General features: G+C 71.2%; 25 protein-coding genes and 1 pseudogene. 18 read left to right on the top strand and 8 right to left on the bottom strand.

From position 1 onward, the window contains the following. The first annotated feature begins 16 nt into the window (after window positions 1-16). Window positions 17-1,168 carry an NADH-quinone oxidoreductase subunit D gene (locus tag AQI94_RS20655; protein ID WP_031061345.1) on the top strand — a complete coding sequence of 384 codons (1,152 nt, stop codon included), beginning with the start codon at window positions 17-19 and terminating at the stop codon, window positions 1,166-1,168. Here the strand turns inward: AQI94_RS20655 and AQI94_RS20650 are convergent. Continuing rightward, entirely contained in the window at window positions 1,133-2,146 is a 1,014-nt protein-coding gene (locus tag AQI94_RS20650; protein ID WP_031061341.1) for an SAM-dependent methyltransferase, read from the bottom strand. The genes AQI94_RS20655 and AQI94_RS20650 overlap by 36 nt on opposite strands. Before the next feature lie 118 nt (window positions 2,147-2,264). Here AQI94_RS20650 and AQI94_RS20645 point away from each other — a divergent pair, with 118 nt between their 5' ends. Then, on the top strand, window positions 2,265-3,467 hold the full coding sequence (locus AQI94_RS20645; RefSeq protein WP_031061339.1) for a sensor histidine kinase: 1,203 nt from the start codon (window positions 2,265-2,267) through the stop codon (window positions 3,465-3,467). An 81-nt stretch (window positions 3,468-3,548) separates the two neighbouring features. Next, the gene (locus tag AQI94_RS20640; RefSeq protein ID WP_031061336.1) at window positions 3,549-4,220 is read left to right on the top strand and encodes a response regulator transcription factor; all 672 of its coding nucleotides are present in this window, start codon (window positions 3,549-3,551) and stop codon (window positions 4,218-4,220) included. 34 nt (window positions 4,221-4,254) lie between these two features. Here the strand turns inward: AQI94_RS20640 and AQI94_RS20635 are convergent, their stop codons facing one another. Further along, a complete protein-coding gene (locus AQI94_RS20635; RefSeq protein ID WP_031061332.1) occupies window positions 4,255-5,361 on the bottom strand; it encodes a DUF5937 family protein in 1,107 nt (368 codons plus the stop codon). Between the two features lie 99 nt (window positions 5,362-5,460). Here AQI94_RS20635 and AQI94_RS20630 point away from each other — a divergent pair, with 99 nt between their 5' ends. Further along, entirely contained in the window at window positions 5,461-5,676 is a 216-nt protein-coding gene (locus AQI94_RS20630) for a hypothetical protein (protein ID WP_031061329.1), read from the top strand. Here AQI94_RS20630 and AQI94_RS20625 read toward each other — a convergent pair. After that, window positions 5,623-6,930 (bottom strand): threonine aldolase family protein, encoded by a 1,308-nt coding sequence (locus AQI94_RS20625; protein ID WP_062229870.1) that lies wholly within the window; start codon window positions 6,928-6,930, stop codon window positions 5,623-5,625. The genes AQI94_RS20630 and AQI94_RS20625 overlap by 54 nt on opposite strands. A gap of 171 nt (window positions 6,931-7,101) precedes the next feature. On the opposite strand from AQI94_RS20625, the gene AQI94_RS20620 reads away from it, so the two are divergent. The 10 genes from AQI94_RS20620 (at window position 7,102) to AQI94_RS20580 (ending at window position 15,224) form a co-directional block, all read left to right on the top strand. Continuing rightward, window positions 7,102-8,031 (top strand): Rossmann-like and DUF2520 domain-containing protein, encoded by a 930-nt coding sequence (locus tag AQI94_RS20620; RefSeq protein ID WP_062229869.1) that lies wholly within the window; start codon window positions 7,102-7,104, stop codon window positions 8,029-8,031. Continuing rightward, window positions 8,028-9,020 carry a pantoate--beta-alanine ligase gene (gene panC, locus AQI94_RS20615; protein ID WP_062229868.1) on the top strand — a complete coding sequence of 331 codons (993 nt, stop codon included), beginning with the start codon at window positions 8,028-8,030 and terminating at the stop codon, window positions 9,018-9,020. Before AQI94_RS20620 ends, panC begins: the two co-directional genes overlap by 4 nt. Then, window positions 9,017-10,726 (top strand): L-aspartate oxidase, encoded by a 1,710-nt coding sequence (locus AQI94_RS20610; RefSeq protein ID WP_031052503.1) that lies wholly within the window; start codon window positions 9,017-9,019, stop codon window positions 10,724-10,726. Before panC ends, AQI94_RS20610 begins: the two co-directional genes overlap by 4 nt. Window positions 10,727-10,731: 5 nt before the next feature. Further along, on the top strand, window positions 10,732-11,718 hold the full coding sequence (nadC, locus tag AQI94_RS20605; protein ID WP_031052506.1) for a carboxylating nicotinate-nucleotide diphosphorylase: 987 nt from the start codon (window positions 10,732-10,734) through the stop codon (window positions 11,716-11,718). Between the two features lie 5 nt (window positions 11,719-11,723). Then, window positions 11,724-12,521: a type III pantothenate kinase gene (locus AQI94_RS20600; protein WP_031052509.1), complete on the top strand. Its 798-nt coding sequence runs from the start codon at window positions 11,724-11,726 to the stop codon at window positions 12,519-12,521. A gap of 142 nt (window positions 12,522-12,663) precedes the next feature. Continuing rightward, a complete protein-coding gene (locus tag AQI94_RS20595; protein ID WP_062229867.1) occupies window positions 12,664-13,344 on the top strand; it encodes a hypothetical protein in 681 nt (226 codons plus the stop codon). A 59-nt stretch (window positions 13,345-13,403) separates the two neighbouring features. Next, window positions 13,404-13,568 (top strand): hypothetical protein, encoded by a 165-nt coding sequence (locus AQI94_RS45060; RefSeq protein WP_020122549.1) that lies wholly within the window; start codon window positions 13,404-13,406, stop codon window positions 13,566-13,568. Window positions 13,569-13,715: 147 nt separating this feature from the next. Then, a complete protein-coding gene (locus AQI94_RS20590) occupies window positions 13,716-14,108 on the top strand; it encodes a BlaI/MecI/CopY family transcriptional regulator (RefSeq protein WP_078902712.1) in 393 nt (130 codons plus the stop codon). Between the two features lie 9 nt (window positions 14,109-14,117). Continuing rightward, window positions 14,118-14,666, top strand: coding sequence for an amino-acid N-acetyltransferase (locus AQI94_RS20585; protein WP_031044475.1), 549 nt, complete (start codon window positions 14,118-14,120; stop codon window positions 14,664-14,666). A gap of 222 nt (window positions 14,667-14,888) precedes the next feature. Next, entirely contained in the window at window positions 14,889-15,224 is a 336-nt protein-coding gene (locus AQI94_RS20580; RefSeq protein ID WP_031044473.1) for a histone-like nucleoid-structuring protein Lsr2, read from the top strand. Window positions 15,225-15,258: 34 nt separating this feature from the next. Here the strand turns inward: AQI94_RS20580 and AQI94_RS20575 are convergent, their stop codons facing one another. Further along, on the bottom strand, window positions 15,259-16,044 hold the full coding sequence (locus AQI94_RS20575) for an SCO3374 family protein (protein ID WP_031044471.1): 786 nt from the start codon (window positions 16,042-16,044) through the stop codon (window positions 15,259-15,261). A 430-nt stretch (window positions 16,045-16,474) separates the two neighbouring features. Here AQI94_RS20575 and AQI94_RS20570 point away from each other — a divergent pair, with 430 nt between their 5' ends. Beyond that, on the top strand, window positions 16,475-19,003 hold the full coding sequence (locus AQI94_RS20570) for an ATP-dependent Clp protease ATP-binding subunit (RefSeq protein ID WP_031044469.1): 2,529 nt from the start codon (window positions 16,475-16,477) through the stop codon (window positions 19,001-19,003). Between the two features lie 93 nt (window positions 19,004-19,096). Here the strand turns inward: AQI94_RS20570 and AQI94_RS20565 are convergent, their stop codons facing one another. Next, the gene (locus tag AQI94_RS20565) at window positions 19,097-19,729 is read right to left on the bottom strand and encodes an HAD family acid phosphatase (protein ID WP_031044467.1); all 633 of its coding nucleotides are present in this window, start codon (window positions 19,727-19,729) and stop codon (window positions 19,097-19,099) included. A gap of 385 nt (window positions 19,730-20,114) precedes the next feature. Between AQI94_RS20565 and AQI94_RS20560 the strand changes: the two genes are divergently transcribed. Further along, window positions 20,115-20,663, top strand: coding sequence for a M23 family metallopeptidase (locus AQI94_RS20560; RefSeq protein WP_031044462.1), 549 nt, complete (start codon window positions 20,115-20,117; stop codon window positions 20,661-20,663). 774 nt (window positions 20,664-21,437) lie between these two features. On the opposite strand, the gene AQI94_RS20555 is transcribed toward AQI94_RS20560, so the two are convergent. Beyond that, window positions 21,438-22,034, bottom strand: a complete 597-nt coding sequence (locus tag AQI94_RS20555; RefSeq protein WP_031044459.1) for a TetR/AcrR family transcriptional regulator — start codon at window positions 22,032-22,034, stop codon at window positions 21,438-21,440. 143 nt (window positions 22,035-22,177) lie between these two features. On the opposite strand from AQI94_RS20555, the gene AQI94_RS20550 reads away from it, so the two are divergent. Continuing rightward, window positions 22,178-23,743: an MDR family MFS transporter gene (locus AQI94_RS20550; RefSeq protein WP_031044454.1), complete on the top strand. Its 1,566-nt coding sequence runs from the start codon at window positions 22,178-22,180 to the stop codon at window positions 23,741-23,743. Window positions 23,744-23,847: 104 nt separating this feature from the next. Next, window positions 23,848-23,986 (top strand): annotated as a pseudogene (locus AQI94_RS45310) (AraC family transcriptional regulator); the annotation flags it as partial. 217 nt (window positions 23,987-24,203) lie between these two features. On the opposite strand, the gene cseC reads toward AQI94_RS45310, so the two are convergent. Continuing rightward, on the bottom strand, window positions 24,204-25,538 hold the full coding sequence (cseC, locus tag AQI94_RS20540; RefSeq protein ID WP_031044446.1) for a two-component system sensor histidine kinase CseC: 1,335 nt from the start codon (window positions 25,536-25,538) through the stop codon (window positions 24,204-24,206). A gap of 17 nt (window positions 25,539-25,555) precedes the next feature. Next, window positions 25,556-26,260 (bottom strand): two-component system response regulator CseB, encoded by a 705-nt coding sequence (cseB, locus tag AQI94_RS20535; RefSeq protein WP_031044443.1) that lies wholly within the window; start codon window positions 26,258-26,260, stop codon window positions 25,556-25,558. Window positions 26,261-26,274 lie beyond the last annotated feature (14 nt).

The raw sequence follows: 26,274 nt of genomic DNA, 5'->3' as shown, positions 1-26,274 counted from the left end.
AGGAGAGACTGTGTCCATGACTCCTACGACGGAGACCACGGTCGGCATCGGCGGCGCCGCGGAGAGCACCGACATGGTGCTCAACATCGGACCGCAGCACCCGTCCACCCATGGCGTGCTGCGCCTGAGGCTGGTCCTGGACGGCGAGCGCATCATGAGCGCGGAGCCGGTGATCGGCTACATGCACCGCGGCGCGGAGAAGCTCTTCGAGGCGCGCGACTACCGCCAGATCATCATGCTCGCCAACCGCCACGACTGGCTGTCGGCCTTCTCCAACGAGCTGGGCGTGGTCCTCGCCGTGGAGCGGATGCTCGGCATGGAGGTCCCCACGCGCGCGGTGTGGACGCGCACGCTGCTCGCCGAGCTCAACCGCGTCCTCAACCACCTGATGTTCCTGGGGTCGTATCCGCTGGAACTCGGCGGCATCACCCCGGTCTTCTACGCGTTCCGGGAGCGGGAGGTGCTCCAGAACGTCATGGAGGAGGTCTCCGGCGGCCGGATGCACTACATGTTCAACCGCGTCGGCGGCCTCAAGGAGGACCTGCCGGCCGGCTGGGCCACCCGTGCGCGTGGTGCCGTCTCGGCCGTCCGCTCACGCATGGACCGCTTCGACGACCTGGTGCTCGGCAACGAGATCTTCCGCGGTCGCACCCGGGACGTGGGCGTCCTCGCCCCGGAGACCGTCCACGCGTACGGCGTCAGCGGGCCCGTCGCGCGCGCCTCGGGCGTCGACTTCGACCTGCGCCGCGACGAGCCGTACCTCGCCTACGGCGAGCTCCAGGACACGCTGAAGGTGGTCACCCGGGACGAGGGCGACTGCCTCGCCCGCTTCGAGGTCCTCCTGGAGCAGACCCACAACGCCCTCGACCTCGCCGACGCCTGCCTGGACCGGCTCGCCGCGCTGCCGCCCGGGCCGATCAACCAGCGGCTCCCGAAGGTCCTCAAGGCACCCGAGGGGCACACCTACGCGTGGACCGAGAACCCGCTCGGCATCAACGGCTACTACCTCGTCAGCAAGGGCGAGAAGACCCCGTACCGGCTGAAGCTGCGCTCGGCCTCGTACAACAACATCCAGGCCCTGGTCGAACTGCTGCCGGGCACCCTGGTCGCGGACATGGTGGCGATCCTGGGGTCACTGTTCTTCGTGGTTGGGGACATCGACAAGTAGGCCGTCGACACCGACCGGCTGGATCAGCCAGCCGAAGTCGCCGAGGCCGCCCGCCGCGGTGAGTTCGGCGGCCTCTCCGGCGCGCGCGAGCGCCCGTACGTACTCAGCGGGTTGCGTCGATGCCAGCGAGAGCGGGGGGCGTGCGCCCTCGATGCCCAGGGCGCGCAGGGCCTCGCGCTGGGTCAGCACGCGTCCTCCGGGGAGCGCGCAGGCGTCCAGCGCCACATGGGCCGTGAGGTCGCACGACCCGTCCGGTACCGGTGCGCTCTCGCGCCCCTCCCGGAAGCCGGTGAGTGTCCCGAACAGGGGGCGCGAGGACGCGGTGTGCGTGTAGTCGACGGCGACCGCGAGGCCCCGGCCGACCGTCGCCACCGCCGACGCCCAGGCCTCGTCCCGGGGCAGGCCGATCTCGGCCCGCAGCCCCTCCTCGGCCGGCAGCGGCCACCACCGGTCCAGCCACTCGGCCTCCGCGCCGGCGACCGGTTCCCCGAGACGTTCGCGGCCGTCGCGTCGTACGAGAACCCGTCGCGGCAGGCCCGAGGAGTCCGTCTCGGCGATCTCCACGGGGACGTTGTCCAGCCATTCGTTCGCGAACAGCAGCCCGGTGATGTTCTTCGGCGGCTCGGACAGCCACTCGATCCGGTGGTCGAGGGCGGCGGGGCGGCCGGCGACCTCGACGGCGTACGCGCGTGTGCGGGCGTTCACCTCCGCGGGCAGCGCGGCGAGGACTCCAACGGCCAGCTCGCCCCGGCCCGCGGCCATGTCGACGAAGTCGAGCCGGGCCGGCCGGCCCAGCGCCTCGTCCAGGCGGCACAGCAGCCGGGCCACGGCCTCCGCGAACAAGGGAGAGGCGTGCACGGACGTACGGAAGTGTCCGGCGGGCCCCTCCGGCCTGCGGTAGAAGCCGTCCGGGCCGTAGAGGGCGGCCTCGGTGGCGGCCCGCCAGCCGGTCCAGCCGCCGGTCGTGTCATTGGTCACGCCGTCAGGCTAGGCGCACAGGGGAACGAGGCCTCCACCTTGGGGAGTACGCGCGGGCGGTACGGATCGGTCCTCCGGTTGACCCCTGCACACATCACGCTTCCCTACGCTGGGTTACGTGCAGCGCCTCTATGACTTCCTCCGCAGGCACCCGACAGGGGTGGACGCCTTCTGGGCCGTCTTCCTGTTCGGGATCTCGCTCGCCAGCGAAAGCTCCCGCGGGGAGTCCCAGGGGACCGGGTCCTCCCTGGTGATCGTTCCGATCGTCCTGCTGCTGTGCCTGGTGGTCGCGCTGCGCAGGCGGATGCCGGAGCAGATGCTCCTGCTGGCCGTCGGGCTCGGCGTGGCCCAGCTCGCGCTGGACGTGGAGATCATCAGCGCCGACTTCGCCTTCCTGGTGATCGTCTACACGGTGGCCGCCACCGGCGCCCGCTGGGCCTCCCGGCTGGCGCTGACGGCCGGCCTGTGCGCGGCCCCCCTCGCGCAGCTGCGCTGGCCGAACGAGCACTCCGGTCCGCTCGGCAATGTCGCGATCGTGATCTTCCAGGCCGTGCCGTTCGCCCTGGCCTGGGTGCTCGGCGACTCGATCCGCACCCGCCGCGCCTACTTCGCCCAGCTGGAGGAGCGCAACGCCCGCCTGGAGAAGGAGCGCGAGGCGCAGGCCAAGGTCGCCGTCGCCGCCGAGCGCGCCCGGATCGCCCGCGAGCTGCACGACGTCGTCGCGCACAACGTCTCCGTCATGGTCGTCCAGGCCGACGGTGCCGCCTACGTGCTCGACGCCGCGCCCGACCAGGCCAAGAAGGCCCTGGAGACCATCTCCTCGACCGGCCGCCAGGCCCTCGCCGAGATGCGCCGCCTGCTGGGTGTGCTGCGCACCGGCGAGCACCAGGAGGGCGGCGAGTACGTCCCGCAGCCCGACGTCGAGCAGATCGAGGACCTCGTCGAGCAGTGCCGCGGCTCCGGGCTCCCCGTCGACTTCAAGATCGAGGGCACCCCGCGCCCGCTGCCCAGCGGCGTCGAGCTCACCGCGTACCGCATCGTGCAGGAGGCGCTCACCAACACGCGCAAGCATGGCGGGCCCAACGCGGGCGCGAGCGTGCGCCTGGTCTACTTCGACGACGGCCTCGGCCTGCTCGTCGAGGACGACGGCAAGGGCGCCCCGCACGAGCTGTACGAGGAGGGCGGCGCCGACGGCGCGGGCCACGGCCTGATCGGCATGCGCGAGCGGGTCGGCATGGTCGGCGGCACCCTGGACGCGGGCCCCCGTCCCGGCGGAGGATTCCGCATCAGCGCGCTGCTACCGCTCAAACCAGCGCATTGACATCGACGCGCGCCCCCTGTTGACACCTGTCACGCCCCCTGGCGACATCCCGTACGACCCCGAGGAAACGGAAGAGGCCCGATGACGATCCGCGTGATGCTCGTCGACGACCAGGTGCTGCTGCGCACCGGGTTCCGGATGGTGCTCGCAGCCCAGCCGGACATGGAGGTCGTCGCGGAGGCGGGGGACGGTGTGGAGGCCCTCCAGGTGCTGCGCGCGACCGCCGTGGACGTCGTCCTGATGGACGTGCGCATGCCGAAGCTCGACGGGGTGGAGACCACCCGCCGCATCTGCTCGGAGCCCGACCCGCCCAAGGTGCTGATCCTGACCACCTTCGACCTCGACGAGTACGCCTTCTCCGGGCTCAAGGCGGGCGCCTCCGGCTTCATGCTCAAGGACGTCCCCCCCGGCGAGCTGCTCACCGCGATCCGCTCGGTGCACAGCGGTGACGCGGTGGTCGCCCCCTCGACGACCCGGCGCCTGCTCGACCGGTTCGCCCCCATGCTGCCCACCACCGGCAAGGAATCCCAGCACAAGGAGCTGGAGCGGCTCACCGGCCGTGAGCGCGAGGTGATGGTGCTGGTCGCGCAGGGGCTGTCCAACGGCGAGATCGCGGCCCGGCTGGTGCTGTCCGAGGCGACGGTGAAGACCCATGTCGGCCGCATCCTGACCAAGCTGGGACTCAGGGACCGGGTGCAGGTGGTGGTCCTCGCCTACGAGACGGGGCTGGTGCGCGCGGGCGGCCAGGGCTGAGCCACGGCCCGGCGGGAACCGGCCCGGGCTCGGGCTACCTCAATATCCCTTCCAGGAAGTCGCTGCCGAGCCGGGCCACCACCGTGACGTCCAGCTGGTGCAGGACGTACCGGCCGCGGCGGCGGGTGGTGACCAGGCCCGCCTTCTTGAGGACGCTCAGGTGCCGGGATATCTCCGGGGCGGTCATGCCGTGCACCTGGGCGAGCTCGCTGGTGGTGTAGGCGCTGCGGGCCAGATGCCGGCACAGACGCATCCGGACGGGATGGGAGAGCGCGGTCAGCCGCAGGGTCAGCTGCTCGACCGAGGGCGGGGAGGCGAGCTCGGGGGAGCCGACCGGGTAGTGCAGGGCGGGCTGCCAGCCGTACCGGTGCAGGACGCTCAGGTGCGGCCAGCCCAGGCTCGTGGGGACCAGCAGCAGACCGCCGCCGGCCGTGGCGCTGTGTCCGATGCCCAGCTTGTCGACCGTGATGTGGCCGGCGGCCTCGTCGAGGGTGACGGCCGGAGACACCGCGGTCAGCGCCTCCGCGAGGCCCTTGCGGCGCAGCAGGTCCGTCTTGTGGCGGGCGTCCGCCGCGAGCTGGTGGCGCAGTCGCGACCAGGTGTCCGCGAAGAACGCCTCGTCGCAGTCCGCCACGAACTGCCGGAACCAGGCCCGGATCCGGGGCGGGTCGGACAGCAGCCGCTCGGCGAACCGCACCTGTCGCGGTCCGCGCGACGCGGCCAGCTCCAGGGCGCGCCGGTGCAGGGCGCCGTCGGAGAGCACACTCGGGCCGTGCGAGCAGTACGGCAGCGCGCACGTGAACTCCAGGGCCGCGTCCACGAACTGCTCGTCCGTCAGCTTGTCCAGCAGGTCCAGGTCCTCGGCGATGCAGGCCCCGGGAAGCGTGCTGCGGCCCGCGACGCCGGCGAACGGCATGAACAGGTCCGAGAAGGTCGTCCGCCACAGGAAGTCCGCCTCGCACATCCGGTCGGCCAGATGCGGGTCGAGCCGCGCGGTCACACCCGTCACCCAGGCCTGGAGGCCCGGATGGTGCCCCGGTTCGGCCAGCGCGTGCAGCGCCATGCCGAGCTCGGCCAGCGGCGAGGGCACGACGGCGACGCTCTCCGGCCGCAGGCCCGCGATGTCGATGCGCACGCTCATGACCTCATGGTGCACCCCGCCACTGACAACGCCGTCCCCGATTGACGGTGGCCGTCAATCGACGCGACGCGGCCCGCCGCGGCGACGCAGCCTGGGGTCATGAGCATCACCCAGCAGCACCTCCTCGACACCTACCGCGCCCGGCACCTCGGCACCCCCGTCCCGCCCGCACCCGGCACCCACGACGTCCAGGCCGTGCGCGGCCTGCGCGAGTACCTGCGGTTCCGGGCGGTCCTGGCGGGGCGGCCCGCCGGGACGCGGTTACGGCTCGCGCTGCGCCGCCGGTCCCGCCGGCAGGCCCGCCCCAGCCGCTGACCCCTGGCCGGCGAGCTCCCGCAGCCGGGCGACGAAGTCGGCGGCCGCCGCCTTCACGTCGGCCGCCGTCCACTCCAGGGCGGCGGCACGGACGTAGACCTCGGTCATGGACAGGCCGGGGCCCTTCTCGACCCAGGGGTTGGTGAACAGGGCCGTCCCCGTCTCCTCCGACTGCCGGATCGCCGCCTCGGAGAGCTCGTCGACGCCGTACGGCAGCCAGACCTGGAAGTCGAAGGTGTGCGGCACCTCGGGGTGGACCCGCGCCCACGGCACACCGGCCCGGGCGAAGCCCTCGCGCAGCGCGGCGGCCACCACACGCGCGCAGGTCACGTACTCGGGCAGCCTGGGCAGTTCGTGCTCCAGTCCGGCGAGGGCCGACAGGGCGGTCGGGAACTGCTGGAAGACCGTGCCTCCGTACCGGTGCCGCCAGGTCCTCGCCTCCTCGATCAGGCTCTTCGGGCCGGCGAGCGCGGCCCCGCCGAAGCCCTGGAGGGACTTGTAGAACGACACGTAGACGCTGTCCGCGAGGTCCGCGATCTCGGCCAGGGGGCGGCCGAAGTGGACGGTGGTCTCCCACAGGCGTGCCCCGTCGAAGTGCACCACCGCGTCCCGCTCGCGCGCCGCCTCCACGACCTCGGTGAGCTCCTCCCAGGTGGGCAGCAGGAACCCGGCGTCCCGCAGGGGCAGTTCCAGCATCAGCGCCCCGAAGGGCTCCTCGAAGCCGCGTATCTCGTCGGCCGTGGGCTGCCGCGGCTCGCTCGTCACATGGACCGGGCGCAGACCGGAGACCTCCCGGAAGGCGTCGCGCTCGTGCACCTCGGGGTGGGCCAGGGGGTGCAGGGCGACGGTGGGGTTGCCGGTGCGGCCCGCCCAGCAGCGCAGCGCCACCTGCTGGGCCATCGTGCCGGTCGGGAAGAAGGCGGCGGCCTCCTTGCCGAGGAGACCCGCGACTTTCTCCTCCAGGGCCGCGACGACGCCGTTGCCGTAGAGGTCGGACGACTCGTCCAGGTCGTAGAAGGTGTGCGCCCCGTCGAGCAGCTTCAGGCGCTCGCGGAGGGGCGCGAGCAGTCCGAGGCGCGCCAGCGTGCGCTCCGCCCTCCGGTAGGCGCTGATGCGCCGCTCGCGGCGGCGCAGGAGCCGCTCCTCCTCCGTGACCCGCTCCGCCGGCTCCCCCTCCGTGACCTGCTCCGTGACCTGCTCCGGCCCTGCCTGGTCCGCCGTCCGCCCGGCCGCGTGCTCCTGTTTGTCACTCATGCGCGGATCATCTCGTGCGCCCCCGAGCCCGGGCACGCCGATTTCCGCACGCACGGTCCACAGAAACCCACAGCCTGTGGACAACCGGACGCCCCCCGAACCGATCGCGTTAACATGACGAGAAATCGTCCGGTACCCAGATGCGGACTGGAACGGGAAGGCCGCCGTCGCGTGAGTACAGCCCAACAGCCAGACAGCAAGGACCGCCCCGCGCGGCTCACCGTCGGTGTCGTCGGCGCCGGCCGGGTGGGGCCGGCGCTCGCCGCGTCCCTCCAGCTCGCCGGACACCGTCCGGTGGCCGTCTCCGGAGTCTCCGACGCCTCCAGACGGCGGGCCGCGCTGATGCTCCCGGACGTCCCGCTGGTCACCCCCGCGGACGTCCTGCAGCGCGCCGACCTGGTGCTGCTGACGGTCCCCGACGACACCCTGCCCCGCCTCGTAGAGGGCCTCGCCGACACCGGCGCGGTGCGGCCGGGGCAGCTGCTCGTGCACACCTCCGGGCGCTACGGCGCGAAGGTCCTCGACCCCGCCCTGCGCGCGGGCGCCCTGCCGCTGGCCCTGCACCCGGCGATGACCTTCACCGGCACGCCCGTGGACGTCCAGCGCCTCGCGGGCTGCTCCTTCGGCGTCACCGCCCCCGAGGAACTGCGGCTGGCCGCCGAGGCGCTCGTCATCGAGATGGGCGGCGAGCCCGAGTGGATCGCCGAGGACAAGCGCCCGCTGTACCACGCGGCCCTCGCGCTCGGCGCGAACCACCTGGTCACGCTGGTCGCCCAGGCCATGGAGCTGCTGCGCTCGGCGGGCGTCGAGGCCCCCGACCGGATGCTCGGCCCGCTGCTCGGCGCCGCCCTGGACAACGCCCTGCGCTCGGGCGACGCGGCCCTCACCGGCCCCGTCGCGCGCGGTGACGCCGGCACCGTCGCCGCGCACGTCACGGAACTGCGCGAGCACGCCCCGCAGACCGTCGCGGGCTATCTGGCGATGGCCCGCGCGACCGCCGACCGGGCGCTGGCCCACGGCCTGCTCAAGCCGGAACTCGCCGAGGACCTCCTCGGGGTACTCGCCACCGGGACCGACGGCGCCGAGGGAGACGGCCGATGACCACGACCCTGCTGCGCACCGCCGACGAACTGCACGCACGCGCGCGCGTGGGCCGCCGGGCCGTCGTGATGACCATGGGCGCCCTGCACGAGGGCCACGCCACCCTGGTCCGCACCGCCCGCGAGATCGCCGGACCGGACGGCGAGGTCGTCGTCACCGTCTTCGTGAACCCCCTCCAGTTCGGCGCGGGCGAGGACCTAGACCGCTACCCGCGCACCCTGGACGCCGACCTCAAGATCGCCGAGGACGCCGGCGCGGACGTCGTCTTCGCGCCCTCCGTCGACGAGGTCTACCCCGGTGGCGAACCCCAGGTGCGCATCAGCGCGGGCCCGATGGGAGAGCGCCTGGAGGGCACCTCGCGCCCCGGCCACTTCGACGGCATGCTCACCGTCGTCGCCAAGCTGCTCCACCTCACCCGCCCCGACATCGCCCTCTACGGCCAGAAGGACGCCCAGCAGCTCGCGCTGATCCGCCGGATGGTGCGCGACCTGAACTTCGGCGTCGAGATCGTCGGCGTGCCCACCGTGCGCGAGGACGACGGCCTGGCCCTCTCCAGCCGCAACCGCTACCTCGCCCCGCGGGAACGGCGCACCGCACTCGCGCTCTCCCGCGCCCTGTTCGCGGGCCGCGACCGGCACGCGGCCCAGGAGGCGCTGCGCGCACGGGCCCGTGAAGTGCCCGCCACGCACGCACGTGCCGAGGCCCTGAGCGCCCTCGGGGAGTCCCGCGCGGCCGCCGACGCGCACGCGGTCGCGAAGGCCCTGCCGGGAGCCCCGTCGGCGGTCCGCGCGGCCGCCCGGCTGATCCTGGACGACGCCTCGCGCGTGGACCCGCCGCTCGCCCTGGACTACCTCGCGCTCGTCGACCCGTCCGACTTCACCGAGATCGAGGACGACTTCACCGGCGAGGCCGTCCTCGCCGTCGCGGCCCGGGTGGGGACGACCCGGCTGATCGACAACATCCCGCTGACCTTCGGAGCCGCCTCGTGACCAGCACAGGCATACGACTGCACGCCCCCGCGCCCGGGTGGTCCATCGACGCGGACGTCGTGGTCGTCGGCTCCGGCGTCGCCGGCCTCACCGCGGCCCTGCGCTGCCAGGCCGAGGGCCTCAGCACCGTCGTCGTCACCAAGGCACGCCTCGACGACGGCTCCACCCGCTGGGCGCAGGGCGGCATCGCCGCGGCCCTGGGCGAGGGCGACACCCCCGAACAGCACCTGGACGACACCCTGGTGGCGGGCGCGGGCCTGTGCGACGAGGAGGCCGTGCGGATCCTCGTCACCGAGGGACCCGACGCCGTACGCCGCCTGATCGCGACCGGCGCGCACTTCGACGAGTCCGAGGCCGGCGACCTGGCGCTCACCCGCGAGGGCGGCCACCACCGGCGCCGGATCGCGCACGCGGGCGGTGACGCCACCGGCGCGGAGATCTCCCGGGCCCTCGTCGAGGCCGTACGCGCGCGGGGCCTGCGCACGATCGAGAACGCGCTCGTGCTCGACCTGCTGACCGACGCCGACGGCCGCACGGCGGGCGTCACCCTGCACGTCATGGGCGAGGGCCAGCACGACGGCGTGGGCGCCGTGCACGCCCCCGCGGTCGTCCTCGCGACCGGCGGCATGGGACAGGTGTTCTCCGCGACCACCAACCCGTCCGTGTCGACGGGCGACGGCGTGGCGCTCGCTCTGCGCGCGGGCGCCGAGGTCAGCGACCTGGAGTTCGTGCAGTTCCACCCCACCGTGCTGTTCCTCGGCCCGGACGCCGAGGGCCAGCAGCCGCTCGTCTCCGAGGCCGTGCGCGGCGAGGGCGCCCACCTGGTCGACGCCGACGGCGTGCGCTTCATGACCGGGCAGCACGAACTGGCCGAGCTGGCGCCCCGGGACATCGTCGCCAAGGGCATCACGCGCCGCATGCAGGAGCGGGACGCCGAGCACATGTTCCTCGACGCCCGGCACTTCGGCGCCGAGATGTGGGAGCACCGCTTCCCGACGATCCTGGCCGCCTGCCGAGCCCACGGCATCGACCCGGTCACCGAGCCCATCCCGGTGGCGCCGGCCGCCCACTACGCCTCCGGCGGCGTGCGCACCGACTCCCAGGGTCGGACGACCGTGCCGGGCCTGTACGCGTGCGGCGAGGTCGCCTGCACCGGTGTGCACGGCGCGAACCGGCTCGCCTCCAACTCCCTCCTGGAGGGACTGGTCTACGCCGAGCGCATCGCCGCCGACATCACGGCGAGCCGCACCGGCCTCCACGCGCGTGTGCCCGCCCCCGTCGACCGGCCCGAGAGGCCCGCGCACCCGCTGCTCGCCCCCGAGGCCCGGTTCGCGATCCAGCGGATCATGACCCGGGGCGCGGGCGTGCTGCGCTCCGCCCGGTCCCTGTCCAGGGCCGCCGACCAGTTGCAGCAACTGCACGCCGACGCCCGGGACGCCCTGGCCGAGAACGGCAAGACGGCCGAGCCCGGCGTCGACACCTGGGAGGCCACCAACCTCCTGTGCGTGGCCCGTGTCCTGGCCGCCGCGGCCCTGCTGCGCGAGGAGACGCGCGGCTGCCACTGGCGCGAGGACGAGCCGGACCGGGACGACACGGCGTGGCGCCGCCACATCGTCGTACGGCTGAATCCCGACCGGACCCTCGCCGTACACACCACCGATACCGCAGACTTCCCCCCGACCCGGCAGCACCTCCAGGAGCAGTGACACCAGTGAGCACCGACGACCTTCCCCTCGCTTCGTCCGGCGGCTGCGGCGACGGCTGTGCCTGTGGCGCCGCCTCCGACGGCCTCGACGAGGAGTACCTGGAGTGCGGGCTCGACCCCGCGCTCGCGCAGCTCCTGGCCGACGCCGGGCTCGACCCCGTGGAGGTCGAGGACATCGCCAATGTCGCCATCCAGGAGGACCTCGACCACGGCGTGGACGTGACGACCGTCGCGACCATCCCCGAGGACGCCGTCGCCACCGCCGACTTCGTCGCGCGCGAGGCGGGCGTCGTGGCCGGCCTCAGGGTCGCCGAGGCGGTCGTCTCGGTGGTCTGCGAGGACGAGTTCGAGGTCGAGCGGCACGTGGAGGACGGCGACCGGGTGGAGGCGGGACAGAAGCTCCTGTCGGTCACCACGCGCACGCGTGACCTGCTCACCGCCGAACGCAGCGCGCTCAACCTGCTGTGCCGGCTCTCCGGCATCGCGACCGCCACGCGCGCGTGGACGGACGCACTGGAGGGCACCAGGGCACGTGTGCGGGACACCCGCAAGACGACTCCTGGGCTCAGGTCGCTGGAGAAGTTCGCGGTGCGCTGCGGGGGCGGGGTCAACCACCGGATGTCGCTGTCCGACGCGGCGCTGGTCAAGGACAACCACGTGGTCGCAGCCGGCGGTGTCGCCCAGGCCTTCAAGGCCGTACGGGAGGCCTTCCCGGACGTGCCGATCGAGGTCGAGGTCGACACCCTGCACCAGCTGCGGGAGGTCGTGGACGCGGGCGCCGACCTGATCCTGCTGGACAACTTCACGCCCGGCGAGTGCGAGGAGGCGGTCGCGCTCGTGCACGGGCGGGCCGCGCTGGAGGCCTCCGGGCGGCTGACGCTGGCCACCGCGCGCGCGTACGCCGACACCGGGGTCGACTACCTCGCCGTCGGGGCGCTCACCCACTCCTCGCCGATCCTCGACATCGGCCTCGATCTGCGCGAGGCGGAGTAGTCGCGATGCTCCTCACCATCGACGTGGGCAACACGCACACCGTCCTCGGGCTGTTCGACGGCGAGGACATCGTCGAGCACTGGCGGATCTCCACGGACGCCCGCCGCACGGCGGACGAGCTGGCCGTACTGCTCCAGGGCCTGATGGGCATGCATCCGCTCCTCGGGGACGAACTGGGCGACGGCATCGACGGGATCGCCATCTGCGCGACCGTGCCGTCCGTGCTGCACGAGCTGCGCGAGGTGACGCGGCGCTACTACGGCGACGTGCCGGCCGTGCTGGTCGAGCCCGGGGTGAAGACGGGGGTGCCGATCCTCACCGACAACCCCAAGGAGGTCGGCGCGGACCGGATCATCAACGCGGTGGCGGCCGTCGAGCTGTTCGGCGGCCCCGCGATCGTCGTGGACTTCGGTACGGCGACGACCTTCGACGCGGTGTCCGCGCGCGGGGAGTACGTCGGCGGGGTCATCGCGCCCGGTATCGAGATCTCCGTGGAGGCGCTCGGGGTCAAGGGGGCCCAGTTGCGCAAGATCGAGGTGGCCCGGCCGCGGAGCGTGATCGGGAAGAACACGGTCGAGGCGATGCAGTCCGGGATCGTGTACGGCTTCGCCGGGCAGGTCGACGGCGTGGTGGGCCGGATGGCCCGGGAGCTCGCGGAGGACCCGGACGACGTGACGGTGATCGCCACCGGCGGGCTGGCGCCGATGGTGCTCGGGGAGTCGTCGGTGATCGACGAGCACGAGCCCTGGCTGACGCTGGTGGGGCTGCGGCTGGTGTACGAGCGGAACGTGTCGCGGATGTGACCGCCGGGCCCGGCCGCCGGGCCGAATCGCGGGGCCCGGCATTGGGGTGGCCCGGTCGCGCCACACCCATCCCCTATGACGGGTTTGTCTGATTAGCGCGTACTGTCGCCGCATGCCCACGCCATACGGATCCCGCGGCGGCATGGCGTTCGGTGCGGAGGAGCTGCGTGTGCTCCGCCGCGCTCTCGCCCTCGCCCTTCACCCCGCCCCTGCCTCGGCCGAGGACATCAAGGACTGCCACCGCCTCGCCGAGTCCCTCGACGAGGCGGTGCGCGAGGGTGCCCGGCTGCGCGCCTTCCTGGTGGCCGACCTCGCCCGGTACCGCGCCGCGCTGCCCGGCACCGCCGCCGGCTACCTCACCCTCCTGGAGGAGGCGCTGGGCGCCGGGTACCGGCCCGAGCCGGACGACCTCGCCGCGCTGCGGGCGCTGCGCGGCAACCCGGTCGCGGCGGCGCTGCTGATCCGCTGCCAGATGCTGGCCGAACGCGACGTGCGGGCCCGCCTCGCGGGCGCCACCGGCGCTCGGCGCACCCCGACGGCCCCCGTGGTCCCGGCCTCCCGGACGCGCCTCCTGGCGCTGCCCGGAGGTCTTTCCGGCGGCCTTCACGAGAGGCCCTCCCCGGTCGCCCGGGGCGGCCCGGCGGCGCTGGACGCCAAGGAGCCCGCGAAGCGGCCGGAGAAGACCCCGGTCAAGCCCGCCGACAAGCCCGCGCCCGCCGCCCCGAAGCCCTCCCGGCCCATCCCCACCCCGGGCGAGGTCTTCCCCCGCCGCAAGCCTGCCCCGCCCCCGGCGAACCCGCCGCAGCAGCTGGCCGCGGGCTGAGCGCGGGGCAGTCCGCACCCCGCCCGAGTTGTCCCGGTGCCGCTGGCTACCCTGGACGCATGGACTATGTCTCCGCGCTCGTGCCCCCGGTCGTCATGGCCGTGTTCTTCATCGGTCTGATCCGCGTCATCGTGAAGACCCAGGGCGGGGCCAACAAGGCCAAGGAGGACGCGGCCGTCGACGCCGCCCTCGCGCGCGCGGAGGCCACCAAGCAGGCCGACTGACCGGCCGCACCCCCGTCGGCGTACGACCCCCGAGCCCTCGCGCTTTCGGAGTCGTACGCCCTTTTTGTTGCTGTTTGGCGTTGAAAGGCCCGTCCGTCACGCCGATAGCCGGATCTCCCACTATTGTGCTGAGCTGTGCCTCGCCCATTGGGAGAACTCGAAGACGCGGTCATGACGCGGGTGTGGAAGTGGAACCGCCCGGTCACCGTTCGAGAAGTCCTGGAAGACCTTCGGCAGGAACGGTCCATCGCCTACACCACGGTGATGACCGTTTTGGACAATCTCCATCAGAAGGGCTGGGTGCGTCGTGAGGCGGAAGGCCGGGCCTATCGATATGAGGCGGTCTCCACACGGGCCGCCTACGCCGCCGCACTGATGAACGACGCCTGGTCCCAGAGTGACAACCCCGCCGCCGCTCTCGTCGCCTTCTTCGGCATGATGAGCGAGGAACAGCGACAGGCACTCCAGGACGCCGTACGGATCGTCGGCGGACCGACCGCGGAGAACCCCGACTCGGCATCGCGGGACGGCGGGCGATAGCGTCCGCTCATGTCCGCGAAGAGCCCCTCCGCCGAGAACCCCGAAGTCACCGCAAAAGCCATCACCGTCCGGCGGGCACGCACCAGCGATGTCGCCGGCATCCGTCGGCTCCTTGACTCCTACGTCCGTGACCGCATCCTGCTCGACAAAGCGACCGTGACCCTTTACGAGGACATCCAGGAGTTCTGGGTCGCCGAGCGCGACGACAACGCCGAGCTGGTCGGCTTCGGTGCCCTGCATGTCATGTGGGAAGACCTCGCGGAAGTGCGCACTCTCGCCGTGAAGCCCGGGCTGAAGGGTGCCGGTGTCGGGCATCAGTTGCTGGAGAAGTTGTTGCACACGGCCCGCTGGCTCGGTGTTCGTCGCGTTTTCTGCCTCACCTTCGAAGTGGACTTCTTCGGCAAGCACGGCTTCGTCGAGATCGGTGAGACGCCCGTTGACACCGATGTCTACGCCGAGCTACTGCGTTCCTATGACGAAGGCGTGGCAGAGTTCCTCGGTCTCGAACGAGTGAAACCGAACACCTTGGGCAACAGCCGGATGCTTCTGCATCTGTGATCGCCAAGGATTCTGCCGCTCGGTCCTGCCCAGGTTCCCTATGTCCGAAACGCGCATGTTTCCGGACGGGGCGGCCCCTGTCGGTCTCTCCCGAGGGTTTGTGTTTTCCCAGCAAAAGCGGTTTGCTTTCCGACGTACTGCAGTACTGCATATAACAGGGGACGGCGAAACGGCGGACGCCGCAGGCCCCCGGCCCTCAAGTATTGGATGAAAGGAAATCCGGTGGCACAGAAGGTTCAGGTCCTTCTTGTCGACGACATCGACGGCGGCGAGGCGGACGAGACCGTCACGTTCGCGTTGGACGGCAAGACGTACGAGATCGATCTCACGACTGCCAATGCGGACAAGCTCCGTGGCCTTCTCGAGCCCTACGTGAAGGGCGGTCGCCGCACCGGAGGCCGTGCTTCGGGCGGGCGCGGAAAGACGCGGGCCGCTTCCGGCGGTAGCCAGGACACCGCTCAGATCCGCGCGTGGGCGAAGGAGAACGGTTACGAGGTCAATGACCGCGGCCGCGTTCCGGCGAGCATTCGCGAGGCTTACGAGAAGGCCAACGCCTGATCCAGAGGTTCACGACGGCCGGGGCCGTGAAGGCTTATGGCCGTGTGCGCCACAGTCGCAGCCGGTGGCACTGTGTGGCCACCGTGTTCACGACGCGTACGAGATCGGGGGCGCCCCCAACGCCCCCCAGCGCCGACATCGTCGGCAGCGAGGCCTCGACCTCGCACCCAGGCTCGGGGGGCCGCAGCCATACGGCGGCCCCCTGCAGGGAGCCCGGGCGGCCCGGGGCGAGAGGTCGCCGGCTTCCGGCGGTCCGGCCGGCATCCTTCACCTCTGACGGCACGTTCCCCGGCGGTCGGGGCACGGGCACGCCCGGTTCCGGGAGTGACGCCGGATCGCGCGACGCGTCCGCGCCGGGCCCCGGACGCGCGGACCGCCCCGACGGGACCTCCGCGATGCGACCCGCACCGGGCTCCGGCGGGTGCGGAGCCCGCATCACGCCGCCCGTCCCGATCGCCCGCAGGTCGAGCGCCAGCGCGCCCCACTCCAGCCAGTCCAGCAGGCCCGGCAACTCCTCCGTGCTGCCCGCCGCCACCAGGAGCAGCATCCGGTCGCCCCGCACCGCCACCGGAGAGGCCCCGGCGAGATGGCGCAGGGCCGCGCCTCCTGCCCCGGCCGGGACGTCCAGGACGTCGAAACGAAGCCCCAGGCGCAGCCGTACGGGAGATTCGGGGGTGCTCGCGGGCACCGTGGGCCAGCCCAGTTCGTTCTCGTACCAGCGGCGGACCGGATCGTCGCCGGCGGCGGCCTGTTCGAGCGGCCGGCGGGGGAGCGGGACCGCGGTGAGATCCGTGGTGAGAGGGGGGCGGCTGGCGACCATGCCAAGTGCAACCGCCGGAAAGGCGCGAGAGTTACGCTGGGTGTACCTACGTGTGCGAAGAGTGTCCGAAGAGGGGGCGTGCGGAGGTGCGGGGTGGCACAAGGTTGTTCGCCCGTAGCGGAGGGACGGGGGGCCTACGGCATGGAGTGCCAGCCCGAGCGGGTAAGACATCCCTAGTGGGAGGGGGCGACACGCAGGAAAGGCCGTCTCACGTTCGCCATCGGCGTACTGGCGACTGGGGTAACTGCCTGGCCTGCGGGAACATCGTCTCGCACCATCGGGTTGGAGCAGATGTCGGCGTTCGGGGTCAGGAGGCCATCGACGGTGTCGGCAGTTGGAATGAGCGGTCCCCGCTTGCGGGACTAAGCTGCGGAAGGACAGGGAGGGGAAGTTCCCCCCACTGCCTGACCGCTCTGAGGAGCGATTAACGATGTTCGAGAGGTTCACCGACCGCGCGCGGCGGGTTGTCGTCCTGGCTCAGGAAGAAGCCCGGATGCTCAACCACAACTACATCGGCACCGAGCACATCCTCCTGGGCCTGATCCACGAGGGTGAGGGTGTCGCCGCCAAGGCCCTTGAGAGCCTCGGGATTTCGCTCGAGGCGGTCCGCCAGCAGGTGGAGGAGATCATCGGGCAGGGGCAGCAGGCCCCGTCCGGGCACATCCCCTTCACCCCCCGTGCCAAGAAGGTCCTGGAGCTGTCGCTCCGCGAGGCCCTTCAGCTGGGCCACAACTACATCGGCACGGAGCACATCCTGCTCGGCCTGATCCGTGAGGGCGAGGGCGTCGCCGCCCAGGTCCTGGTCAAGCTGGGCGCAGATCTCAACCGGGTGCGGCAGCAGGTCATCCAGCTGCTCTCCGGTTACCAGGGCAAGGAGACCGCCACCGCCGGCGGGCCTGCCGAGGGCACCCCCTCGACGTCCCTGGTCCTCGACCAGTTCGGCCGGAACCTCACCCAGGCCGCTCGTGAGTCCAAGCTCGACCCGGTCATCGGGCGCGAGAAGGAGATCGAGCGGGTCATGCAGGTGCTGTCCCGCCGTACCAAGAACAACCCGGTGCTGATCGGTGAGCCCGGCGTCGGCAAGACCGCCGTCGTCGAGGGCCTCGCCCAGGCCATCGTCAAGGGCGAGGTGCCCGAGACCCTCAAGGACAAGCACCTCTACACCCTGGACCTCGGCGCCCTGGTCGCCGGCTCCCGCTACCGCGGTGACTTCGAGGAGCGCCTGAAGAAGGTCCTCAAGGAGATCCGCACCCGCGGCGACATCATCCTGTTCATCGACGAGCTGCACACGCTGGTCGGTGCGGGTGCCGCCGAGGGCGCCATCGACGCCGCTTCGATCCTGAAGCCGATGCTGGCCCGCGGTGAGCTCCAGACCATCGGCGCCACCACGCTGGACGAGTACCGCAAGCACCTGGAGAAGGACGCGGCCCTCGAGCGCCGCTTCCAGCCCATCCAGGTCGCCGAGCCCTCGCTCCCGCACACCATCGAGATCCTCAAGGGTCTGCGCGACCGCTACGAGGCCCACCACCGTGTCTCGATCACGGACGAGGCCCTCGTGCAGGCCGCCACCCTGGCCGACCGGTACATCTCGGACCGCTTCCTGCCGGACAAGGCGATCGACCTGATCGACGAGGCCGGCTCCCGGATGCGCATCCGCCGGATGACCGCGCCGCCGGACCTGCGCGAGTTCGACGAGAAGATCGCCGGTGTCCGCCGGGACAAGGAGTCCGCGATCGACTCGCAGGACTTCGAGAAGGCCGCCTCCCTCCGCGACAAGGAGAAGCAGCTCCTGGCCGCCAAGGCCAAGCGGGAGAAGGAGTGGAAGGCCGGCGACATGGACGTCGTCGCCGAGGTCGACGGCGAGCTGATCGCCGAGGTCCTCGCGACCGCCACCGGCATCCCGGTCTTCAAGCTGACCGAGGAGGAGTCCTCGCGTCTGCTGCGCATGGAGGACGAGCTCCACAAGCGGGTCATCGGCCAGGTCGACGCCGTCAAGGCGCTGTCGAAGGCGATCCGTCGTACGCGTGCCGGTCTCAAGGACCCGAAGCGTCCCGGTGGTTCGTTCATCTTCGCCGGTCCGTCCGGTGTCGGTAAGACCGAGCTGTCCAAGGCGCTCGCCGAGTTCCTCTTCGGTGACGAGGACGCGCTGATCTCCCTCGACATGTCGGAGTTCAGCGAGAAGCACACGGTCTCGCGGCTCTTCGGTTCGCCCCCCGGCTACGTGGGCTACGAAGAGGGCGGCCAGCTGACCGAGAAGGTCCGCCGCAAGCCGTTCTCCGTCGTCCTGTTCGACGAGGTCGAGAAGGCCCACCCGGACATCTTCAACTCGCTGCTGCAGATCCTGGAGGACGGTCGCCTGACCGACTCCCAGGGCCGGGTCGTGGACTTCAAGAACACGGTCATCATCATGACGACCAACCTCGGCACCCGGGACATCTCCAAGGGCTTCAACCTGGGCTTCGCGGCCTCGGGTGACAAGAAGACCAACTACGAGCGCATGAAGAACAAGGTCTCGGACGAGCTCAAGCAGCACTTCCGGCCCGAGTTCCTCAACCGCGTCGACGACGTGGTCGTCTTCCCGCAGCTGACGCAGGAGGACATCCTCGCGATCGTCGACCTGATGATCGCCAAGGTGGACGAGCGCCTCAGGGACCGGGACATGGGCATCGAGCTCTCCCAGTCCGCCAAGGAGCTGCTGTCGACCAAGGGCTACGACCAGGTGCTGGGCGCGCGTCCGCTGCGACGCACGATCCAGCGCGAGATCGAGGACACGCTGTCGGAGAAGATCCTCTTCGGCGAGCTGCGTCCCGGTCACATCGTGGTCGTGGACACCGAGGGCGAGGGTGAGACCCAGACCTTCACCTTCCGCGGCGAGGAGAAGGCGGCGCTGCCCGACGTCCCGCCGATCGAGCAGGCGGCCGGCGGCGGTGCCGGACCCAACCTGAGCAAGGAGGCGTAAGCCTCACGGCGACGCCTTGAAAGGGCCGCTTCGGAACTTCGGTTCTGGAGCGGCCCTTTTTGCGGTGACGTACGGGGAAGGCGCGGCCCGGAGTCAGGACAACTGGCCGTCGTAGTCCGGGAGTTTGAAGGTCTTCTCGGCGTGGCCGCCCGACAGGTCGGTGGCGCTGTTGCCGATGTTCGCGATGATCGTGTAGCCCTTGTTCTCGATGTCGACGCGCTTGGCCGTCTTGTAGGCGGCGACGTCCTTGAAGAGGTCGATGAAGTTGCGGACGTAGAGGCCGTTCACCTGGTAGCCGACGTGCTTGAGGTTGTAGTCGGTCACCGAGGCGATGATGCCGGGGCGGGCGGTCACGAAGAACAGGGAGACACCGTGCTCCTGGGCGTACTGCGCGACCGCCAGGACGGGCTTGTTGGCCGGTGAGGGATAGCTGAAGCCGAAGTCCGTCTCCAGGGTGGTGTTGTCGATGTCGAGGACGATCGCCTGCTTCTCGCCGGGCCTGGGGGCGGCGATACGCGTCTTCAGGTAGGGGAGGGCCTGGTCCATCACGGCCTGGCAGTCGGTCTGCCAGGTGGCGTAGTCGACGTCCTCGGCGGCGGCCGTAGCGGTCGTGGTGGCGCTTGCGGTGGTCGTCGCGGCCTCGGCGGGTACGGCCAGGGCGACGAGGGCGGCGGCGGAGACGGTGCTTACGGCTATGTGGCGCGCCCAGGGGCGTCGTCTTGTCATGGGGGTGGGGGGTCCTCTCACGTCCGGAAACGCTGCAGTTGTCTCGTGCATGTTTGTTGGTGAGGGTGGCGCGAGAGGAACCGTAGGGTTACCGGTTGGTAGGAGGCCAGAGACGTGCGTCACATGGCGTCTCTTTTACCTCGGGGCCCCCGGGTGACTTGCCTTACAGGTGATTTGTCCATTACTAGGCGGAATAGTGAAGGGGTGGGGGCGGGGAGGGGAAGGGAAAAGGGACTTCTCGGACGAACTGTCGGGACCTATTACTACATTCCGTCGTAGATGGGCTGTTTGGGCGAATTCGGTCTTCGGGGTTACCAAGGGATGCGCCATCCGGCGGCCTTCGTGCGCCGGGTGGTTTCCTGTCCCCGGCTTCATGAGGTTCCGAATGTTCCAGCGCGTTTCTTCCCGTTCGTCCCGTACGTCCCTGCTCCGTACCCGGGTGGCCGTCGTGGCCGCGTCCGTCGGGGCGTCGGCTGTGCTGGGGGCCGGAGTCGCCTCGGCCGCGTCCTCCTCGCCCTCCTGGGTCGACCCGGTGAAGAAGTACACGCTCAGCGCGAGCTATGCGCAGGCCGGTGGCATGTGGCAGTCCACCCACAGTGGGCAGGACTTCGCGGTGCCGAGCGGTACGACCGTCGTCGCCGCGCACGGCGGGACCGTCGTCAAGGCGGGTCCTGGGGGAGCCGGTGACGGTTCCGCCTACGGCAACGCCATCGTGATCAAGCACGGCAACAAGCGGTACTCGCAGTACGCCCACCTCTCCCGGATCAAGGTCAAGGTCGGCCAGATAGTCAAGACCGGTCAGCGCATCGCCCTGTCCGGCAACACCGGCAACTCCAGCGGCCCGCACCTGCACTTCGAGATCCGCACGACCCCGAACTACGGCTCGGCCATCGACCCGGTCGCCTTCCTGCGCGCCAAGGGCGTCAAGGTCTGAGCCTCGGAGGGGGTGGCCGGCTGGGCGGCGTCAGATGTTCGGGCTGCCTGTAGCCGGACCGTAGGCGCCGGTCAGGCCCTTGTTGCCCCCGACGGAACCCCGGGCGCCGGCACGTCCTGGTGCCCCTGGGGAAGACCGGGGGCAGACCGGGAGCGGGGCGCCAGTCGCTCGGACCGCCGCCGGATCGAACCGTGGGTATCAGCCCCTCCCACGAGGCCCCGGGTCGAACCGTAGGCGTCGACCCGTTGCTCCATCCTCGTTGCCGCCCCGGCTGTGCAGGGCCGAGCGCGGGCGCCAGCGCCTTGCCTCGCCCGCCCGCCCGCCGAAGGCAAGCGACATCCCCTCGGCCCTTCCGTGCGAGCCGCGTGTCGACGGCCTCCGCCGTCCCGGGCCGAGTCGCAGGGTCAGCTCCTCATCCCGCCCCCGGGGTGAACCGTGGGCGCCGCCCCCTCGCTCCGTGCTCGTGCCGGCCGTGTGGGTGCCGCCCCGGTCGTCCCGGTCGTCCCGGGCGGAGGTGCAGGGCCCGTTCCGCATCCCGCCCCCCGGGGTGAACCGTAGGCGCCGACCCCTCGCCCCATCAGCGGTCGCAGGGAAGCGGAATCCCTCGGGCTCGCCCCCCTCGGCAAGTCGCTGCTAGCCGCCCCCGCCGCCCCGCCGCCCCCGGCCGGACCGCAGGCGTCAGCTCCTTCCCGCGCCCGGGTCGAACCGAAGGTGCCGACCCCTCGCTCCCACCTCCGGTCGAACGGAGGCCGTTCCCCTGGCCCGCCCCCGGCCCTACCCCTCCGCGCCCCCCCGATGCGCCTGCGTGACCAGGTCCGTCGCGACCTCCAGGACCGCCTTGCGCTTGGCCTCCGGGTCTCCGGCGATGTCCTGGAGGAAGAACATCCCGGCGTGCAGGGTGAAGATCGCGCTGACGCAGCGGACCTGGTCGGTGAGGTCGGCCTCGGGGTCGACGATGATCTCGCGCAGGCCCTGCATGCGCTCCTTGAAGGTCTCGCCGACGCGCAGTTCGCGGACCGTGGCCTGGTTCTCCTGCATGAAGCGGAACAGCGGTGTCGCGCCGGCCAGGGTCGCGCTGTAACGCCGTACGATCTCCTGCTTCGTCTCCAGCGTGTGCGGCTGCTGCCTGCCCCACTCGATCAGGTCGAGGATCGGCTGCGTCAGGTCGTCGAAGATGCTGACGAGGATCTCTTCCTTGGTCTTGAAGTGGTAGTAGAGCGCCGCCTTGGTGACGTCCAGGTGCTCGGCGATCTCCCGCAGGGACGTCTTCTCGTACCCCTGCTCCGCGAAGAGATCGAGGGCCACGTCCTGGATGCGCTGGCGCGTGTTGCCGCGGCGCTGCTGCTTCGTGACGTCCATGGTGCCGCCCATCCTCGTGCTCCTCGGCTTTCCATAAAACTTACTTGACGCCCGGCTAGTTACGCGTCTACCTTCCCCAGTGTAGACAACTAGCCGGGCGGCAAGTAAGTGCCCCGGCGGGGGAAGTACCGCAGGACCTCAGGGGAGTGGAAACGATGGCGGACACACAGACGGTCGAGACGGAGCCGGACAAGAAACAGCGCAGCGTGCGGGTCGTCCTGCTCGCGCTGATGATCACCATGATGCTCGCGATGCTCGACAACATGATCGTGGGCACCGCGATGCCGACGATCGTGGGCGAGCTCGGCGGACTCGAACACCTTTCGTGGGTCGTGACGGCCTACACACTGGCCACCGCGGCCGCCACCCCGCTCTGGGGCAAGCTCGGCGACATGTACGGCCGCAAGGGCGTCTTCATGAGCTCGATCGTGCTCTTCCTGATCGGCTCCGCGCTCAGCGGCATGGCCCAGGACATGGGGCAGCTCATCGGCTTCCGGGCCGTGCAGGGCCTCGGCGCCGGCGGTCTGATGGTCGGCGTCATGGCGATCATCGGCGACCTGATCCCCCCGCGGGAGCGCGGCAAGTACCAGGGCATGATGGCCGGCGTCATGGCGCTCGCGATGATCGGCGGCCCGCTGGTCGGCGGCACCATCACCGACAACTGGGGCTGGCGCTGGTCCTTCTACATCAACCTGCCGCTCGGCGTCGTGTCGCTCGGTCTGATCAGCGCCGTGCTGCACCTGCCGAAGAAGCGCGCACAGGCCCGCATCGACTACCTGGGCGCCGCCCTGCTGACCGTCGGCATCACCTCCATCGTGCTGGTGACCACCTGGGGCGGCACGGAGTACGCCTGGAGCTCCGCGCGGATCATGGAGCTGATCGGCATCGGTGTGGCCGCGCTCGTCGGGTTCGTGTTCTGGCAGACCAAGGCGGCCGAGCCGGTGGTCCCGCTGCACATCTTCCGCAACCGCAACTTCACGCTGATGTCGATCATCGGCTTCATCACCGGCTTCGTGATGTTCGGCGCCACCCTCTTCCTGCCGCTCTACCAGCAGTCCGTGCAGGGCGCCTCCGCCACCAACTCGGGACTGCTGCTCCTGCCGATGCTCGGCGCGATGCTGGTGACCTCGATGGTCGCGGGCCGGATCACCACCAACAGCGGGCGGTACTACGTCTTCCCGGTCCTCGGCAGTGCACTGATGATCGTCGGGCTCTACCTGCTGTCGACGATGGACACCGGGACCTCAAGGCTCACCTCCGGTGTCTTCATGGCCGTGGTCGGTCTCGGCATGGGCTGCCTGATGCAGATCACCATGCTGGTCGCGCAGAACAGCGTCGAGATGAAGGACATGGGCGTCGCGTCCTCCTCCACGACCCTGTTCCGTACCCTCGGCTCCTCCTTCGGTGTGGCCATCATGGGCGCCCTGTTCAACCACCGGGTCCAGGACACCATGGCCGAGCGTGGCGGGTCGCTGGGCTCCAAGGTGACCGAGCAGTCCGCGCAGCTGGACGCGAAGAGCCTGGAGAAGCTGCCGGACGCGGTGCGCGAGGCGTACCAGTTCGCGGTGTCGGCGGGCACGCACTCGGCGTTCCTGCTCGGCTCGATCGTCGCCGTGGTCGCGCTGGTGGCGGCGGTGTTCGTCAAGGAGGTGCCGCTCAAGGGAGCGGGGCCCCAGAAGGCGGCGGACGACGCGGCGCCGGCTCCGCTCGTCGAGGTCTGAGCCGCCTCTCCTGAACCGAAGGCCCCCGGACGGTGTCCGCCCCGGGGGCCTTCTTCATGTCCGCCGAGGGGGCGATGTCAGTGCCGCGTGCCACCATCGGCCCCATGGACAAAGTGCGGCAGATCCGGCTCGCCAAGGACGCCATGGACCGGGACTGGGCCGACCCGGAGCTGGACCTGGGCGCCGTCGCCGCGCATGCCGGGTACTCGGTATCACTTCCTCCGCGCCTTCAAGGAGGCGTTCTTCGGGCCCGCCGAGATCCTGGCCCTGGCCCGGGCGTCCGGCTTCCGGGAGGCCCGGCACGTGCCGGTGGAGGAGCTGGACCGGCGCTACTTCAGGGGGCGAACGGACGGCGTGCGACCGTCCAGGGGAGAGGAGTTGATGCTGGCGAGTACCTGAGAGGAGCCACGCGCAGGGGGCCTGCCGCCGAACACTCGCCGGGGCCCTGCCGCCGACAGGGTCACGGCAGCATCGGATGGCTCCCGGTGGCCGTGGGCGCGTGCTCCGGCAGCCACAGCACCGCCACCGCGCCCTCCGCGGGCACCCCCTCGGGAGCCCCCGCGGGCCGCACGTTGCGGAAGGTCAGCCGTGCCCCGAGCACCCGCGCCTGCCCGGCCGCGATGGTCAGACCGAGTCCGTGGCCGTGGCCCGCGCGGTCCGCGCTGCCCGTACGGAAGCGGCTCGGGCCGTCGGCGAGGAGGTCCTCCGGGAAGCCGGGGCCGTGGTCGCGGACACGGATCACCCGGCCCTCGACGGTGACCTGGACGGGCGGCTTGCCGTGCCGGGCGGCGTTGGCGAGAAGGTTGAACAGGACCCGTTCCAGGCGGCGCGGATCGGTCGTGACCTCCGACTCGTGCACCACCCGGACCTCGATCTCCGGGTCCTTGGCCGCGACCCGCCGGGCGACGAACTCGCCGAGCAGGATGTCCTGGAGCTCCGCGCGCTCGTTGGCGCCGTCGAGCCGGGCCACCTCCAGGACGTCCTCGACGAGGGTGCGCATGGCCTTCGCGCGGTCCAGGACCAGTTCCGTGGGCCGTCCGGGAGGCAGCAGTTCCGCCGCCGTCAGCAGCCCCGTCACCGGTGTCCGCAGCTCGTGCGCGATGTCCGCGGTGACCCGCCGCTCCGCCTCCAGCCGCTGCTGGAGCGCGTCCGCCATGGCGTCCACGGCGCTCGCGAGGTCGTCGGTCTCGTCCCGTACGACCCCGCCGATCGCGTCCCGCACCCGGACGTCCGTCTCCCCCTTGGCCATCTGGTTGGCCGCGGTCGCCGCCTTGCGCAGCCGCCGCGACAACTGCCCCCCGATGAGCACACCGAGCGCGCTGCCGCCGAGGACCACCGCGATGGAACCGATCACCAGGGCCTGGTCGAGGTCGTTGAGGATGTCGGTGCTGCGGTCGGTGAACCCGGTGTGCAGCGACAGCACATGCCCGCCCTTGACCGGGACCGCGGCCCAGATGTCGGGCCCCCGGTCGGGCCGGTCGGAGACGTAGGTCGCCCGGCGTCCCTCCTGGACCTTCTCGCGCAGCGGGGGCGGCAGATGACGGTCGTCGACCGCGATGCTGGGGAAGTTCGGCTTGCCCGTGAGCTCGTAGTTGCGCTGGGCGATCCGGATCCGCTCGTCCGCGAGATCACGCGCGTTGTCCAGCATCGAGACACGGGCCGCGTTGTGCACGACCAGGCTCAGCGCGACCGCCACGAGCGCGCCGACCAGCGCGATGGCCGCGCTGAGCTTCCATCTCAGCCCCGTCCGCACCACCACGCGCTCCGTCACCGGGCCCCGCAGGATCCCCCGCATGCTCCAGGTCCCCCTGCTCAGGCCTTCAACTTGTAGCCGAACCCGCGGACCGTCTCGATCCGGTCCTGGCCGATCTTGGTCCGCAGCCGCTGCACATGGACGTCGACGACCCGGGTGTCACCGCCCCAGCCGTAGTCCCAGACCCGCTCCAGGAGCTTGTCCCGGGACAGGACCGTGCCGGGCGCGGAGGAGAACTCCAGCAGCAGCCGCATCTCGGTCGGGGTGAGCGCCACCGGCTGTCCGCCCTTGCGCACCTCCATGCCCTCGGTGTCGACCTCCAGTTCCCCGAAAGTCAGCACGCCCCCGGCGTCCGCGCCCGCGCTCTCCTCGCCCCGGTCGGTCCCGCCCGCGTGCCCGAAGCGGCGCAGCACCGCTCGGATCCGGGCGACCAGGACGGCCCCGTCGAAGGGCTTGGTCACGTAGTCGTCGGCGCCGGCCTCCAGGCCGAGCACCACGTCGATCGAGTCGGCGCGCGCCGACAGCATGATCACCGGGACGGTGGACTCGTCGCGGATACGGCGGCACAGGCTGACCCCGTCCAGACCCGGGACCATGACGTCCAGCAGGGCGATGTCGGGACGGTCCGCCCGGAACGCCTCCAGGCCCGACAGTCCGTCGGGCATGGCGGTGACCGCGAAACCGTCCCGCTCCAGGGCGAGTTGGGTGGCCTCGCGAATGACGTCGTCGTCCTCGACGAACAGCACATGGGTCTGGTCTGCCATCCGGTGCTCTCACT

Origin of the sequence: Streptomyces pseudovenezuelae (assembly GCF_001513955.1) — a bacterium.
In the GTDB taxonomy this organism is placed as follows: Bacteria; Actinomycetota; Actinomycetes; order Streptomycetales; family Streptomycetaceae; genus Streptomyces; species Streptomyces pseudovenezuelae.
The sequence above is the reverse complement of the archived record's forward strand: the minus strand, read 5'-3'. Positions and strand labels throughout refer to the sequence as shown.

What these genes read in the sequence shown, in the direction of transcription:
- AQI94_RS20655 (WP_031061345.1), top strand. Translation starts at nt 17, where the DNA reads ATGACTCCTACGACGGAGACCACGGTCGGCATCGGCGGCGCCGCGGAG.
- AQI94_RS20640 (WP_031061336.1), top strand. Translation starts at nt 3,549, where the DNA reads ATGACGATCCGCGTGATGCTCGTCGACGACCAGGTGCTGCTGCGCACC.
- AQI94_RS20635 (WP_031061332.1), bottom strand. Translation starts at nt 5,361, where the DNA reads ATGAGCGTGCGCATCGACATCGCGGGCCTGCGGCCGGAGAGCGTCGCC.
- AQI94_RS20630 (WP_031061329.1), top strand. Translation starts at nt 5,461, where the DNA reads ATGAGCATCACCCAGCAGCACCTCCTCGACACCTACCGCGCCCGGCAC.
- AQI94_RS20625 (WP_062229870.1), bottom strand. Translation starts at nt 6,930, where the DNA reads ATGAGTGACAAACAGGAGCACGCGGCCGGGCGGACGGCGGACCAGGCA.
- panC (WP_062229868.1), top strand. Translation starts at nt 8,028, where the DNA reads ATGACCACGACCCTGCTGCGCACCGCCGACGAACTGCACGCACGCGCG.
- AQI94_RS20600 (WP_031052509.1), top strand. Translation starts at nt 11,724, where the DNA reads ATGCTCCTCACCATCGACGTGGGCAACACGCACACCGTCCTCGGGCTG.
- AQI94_RS20595 (WP_062229867.1), top strand. Translation starts at nt 12,664, where the DNA reads ATGGCGTTCGGTGCGGAGGAGCTGCGTGTGCTCCGCCGCGCTCTCGCC.
- AQI94_RS45060 (WP_020122549.1), top strand. Translation starts at nt 13,404, where the DNA reads ATGGACTATGTCTCCGCGCTCGTGCCCCCGGTCGTCATGGCCGTGTTC.
- AQI94_RS20585 (WP_031044475.1), top strand. Translation starts at nt 14,118, where the DNA reads ATGTCCGCGAAGAGCCCCTCCGCCGAGAACCCCGAAGTCACCGCAAAA.
- AQI94_RS20575 (WP_031044471.1), bottom strand. Translation starts at nt 16,044, where the DNA reads ATGGTCGCCAGCCGCCCCCCTCTCACCACGGATCTCACCGCGGTCCCG.
- AQI94_RS20570 (WP_031044469.1), top strand. Translation starts at nt 16,475, where the DNA reads ATGTTCGAGAGGTTCACCGACCGCGCGCGGCGGGTTGTCGTCCTGGCT.
- AQI94_RS20565 (WP_031044467.1), bottom strand. Translation starts at nt 19,729, where the DNA reads ATGACAAGACGACGCCCCTGGGCGCGCCACATAGCCGTAAGCACCGTC.
- AQI94_RS20560 (WP_031044462.1), top strand. Translation starts at nt 20,115, where the DNA reads ATGTTCCAGCGCGTTTCTTCCCGTTCGTCCCGTACGTCCCTGCTCCGT.
- AQI94_RS20555 (WP_031044459.1), bottom strand. Translation starts at nt 22,034, where the DNA reads ATGGGCGGCACCATGGACGTCACGAAGCAGCAGCGCCGCGGCAACACG.
- AQI94_RS20550 (WP_031044454.1), top strand. Translation starts at nt 22,178, where the DNA reads ATGGCGGACACACAGACGGTCGAGACGGAGCCGGACAAGAAACAGCGC.
- cseC (WP_031044446.1), bottom strand. Translation starts at nt 25,538, where the DNA reads ATGCGGGGGATCCTGCGGGGCCCGGTGACGGAGCGCGTGGTGGTGCGG.
- cseB (WP_031044443.1), bottom strand. Translation starts at nt 26,260, where the DNA reads ATGGCAGACCAGACCCATGTGCTGTTCGTCGAGGACGACGACGTCATT.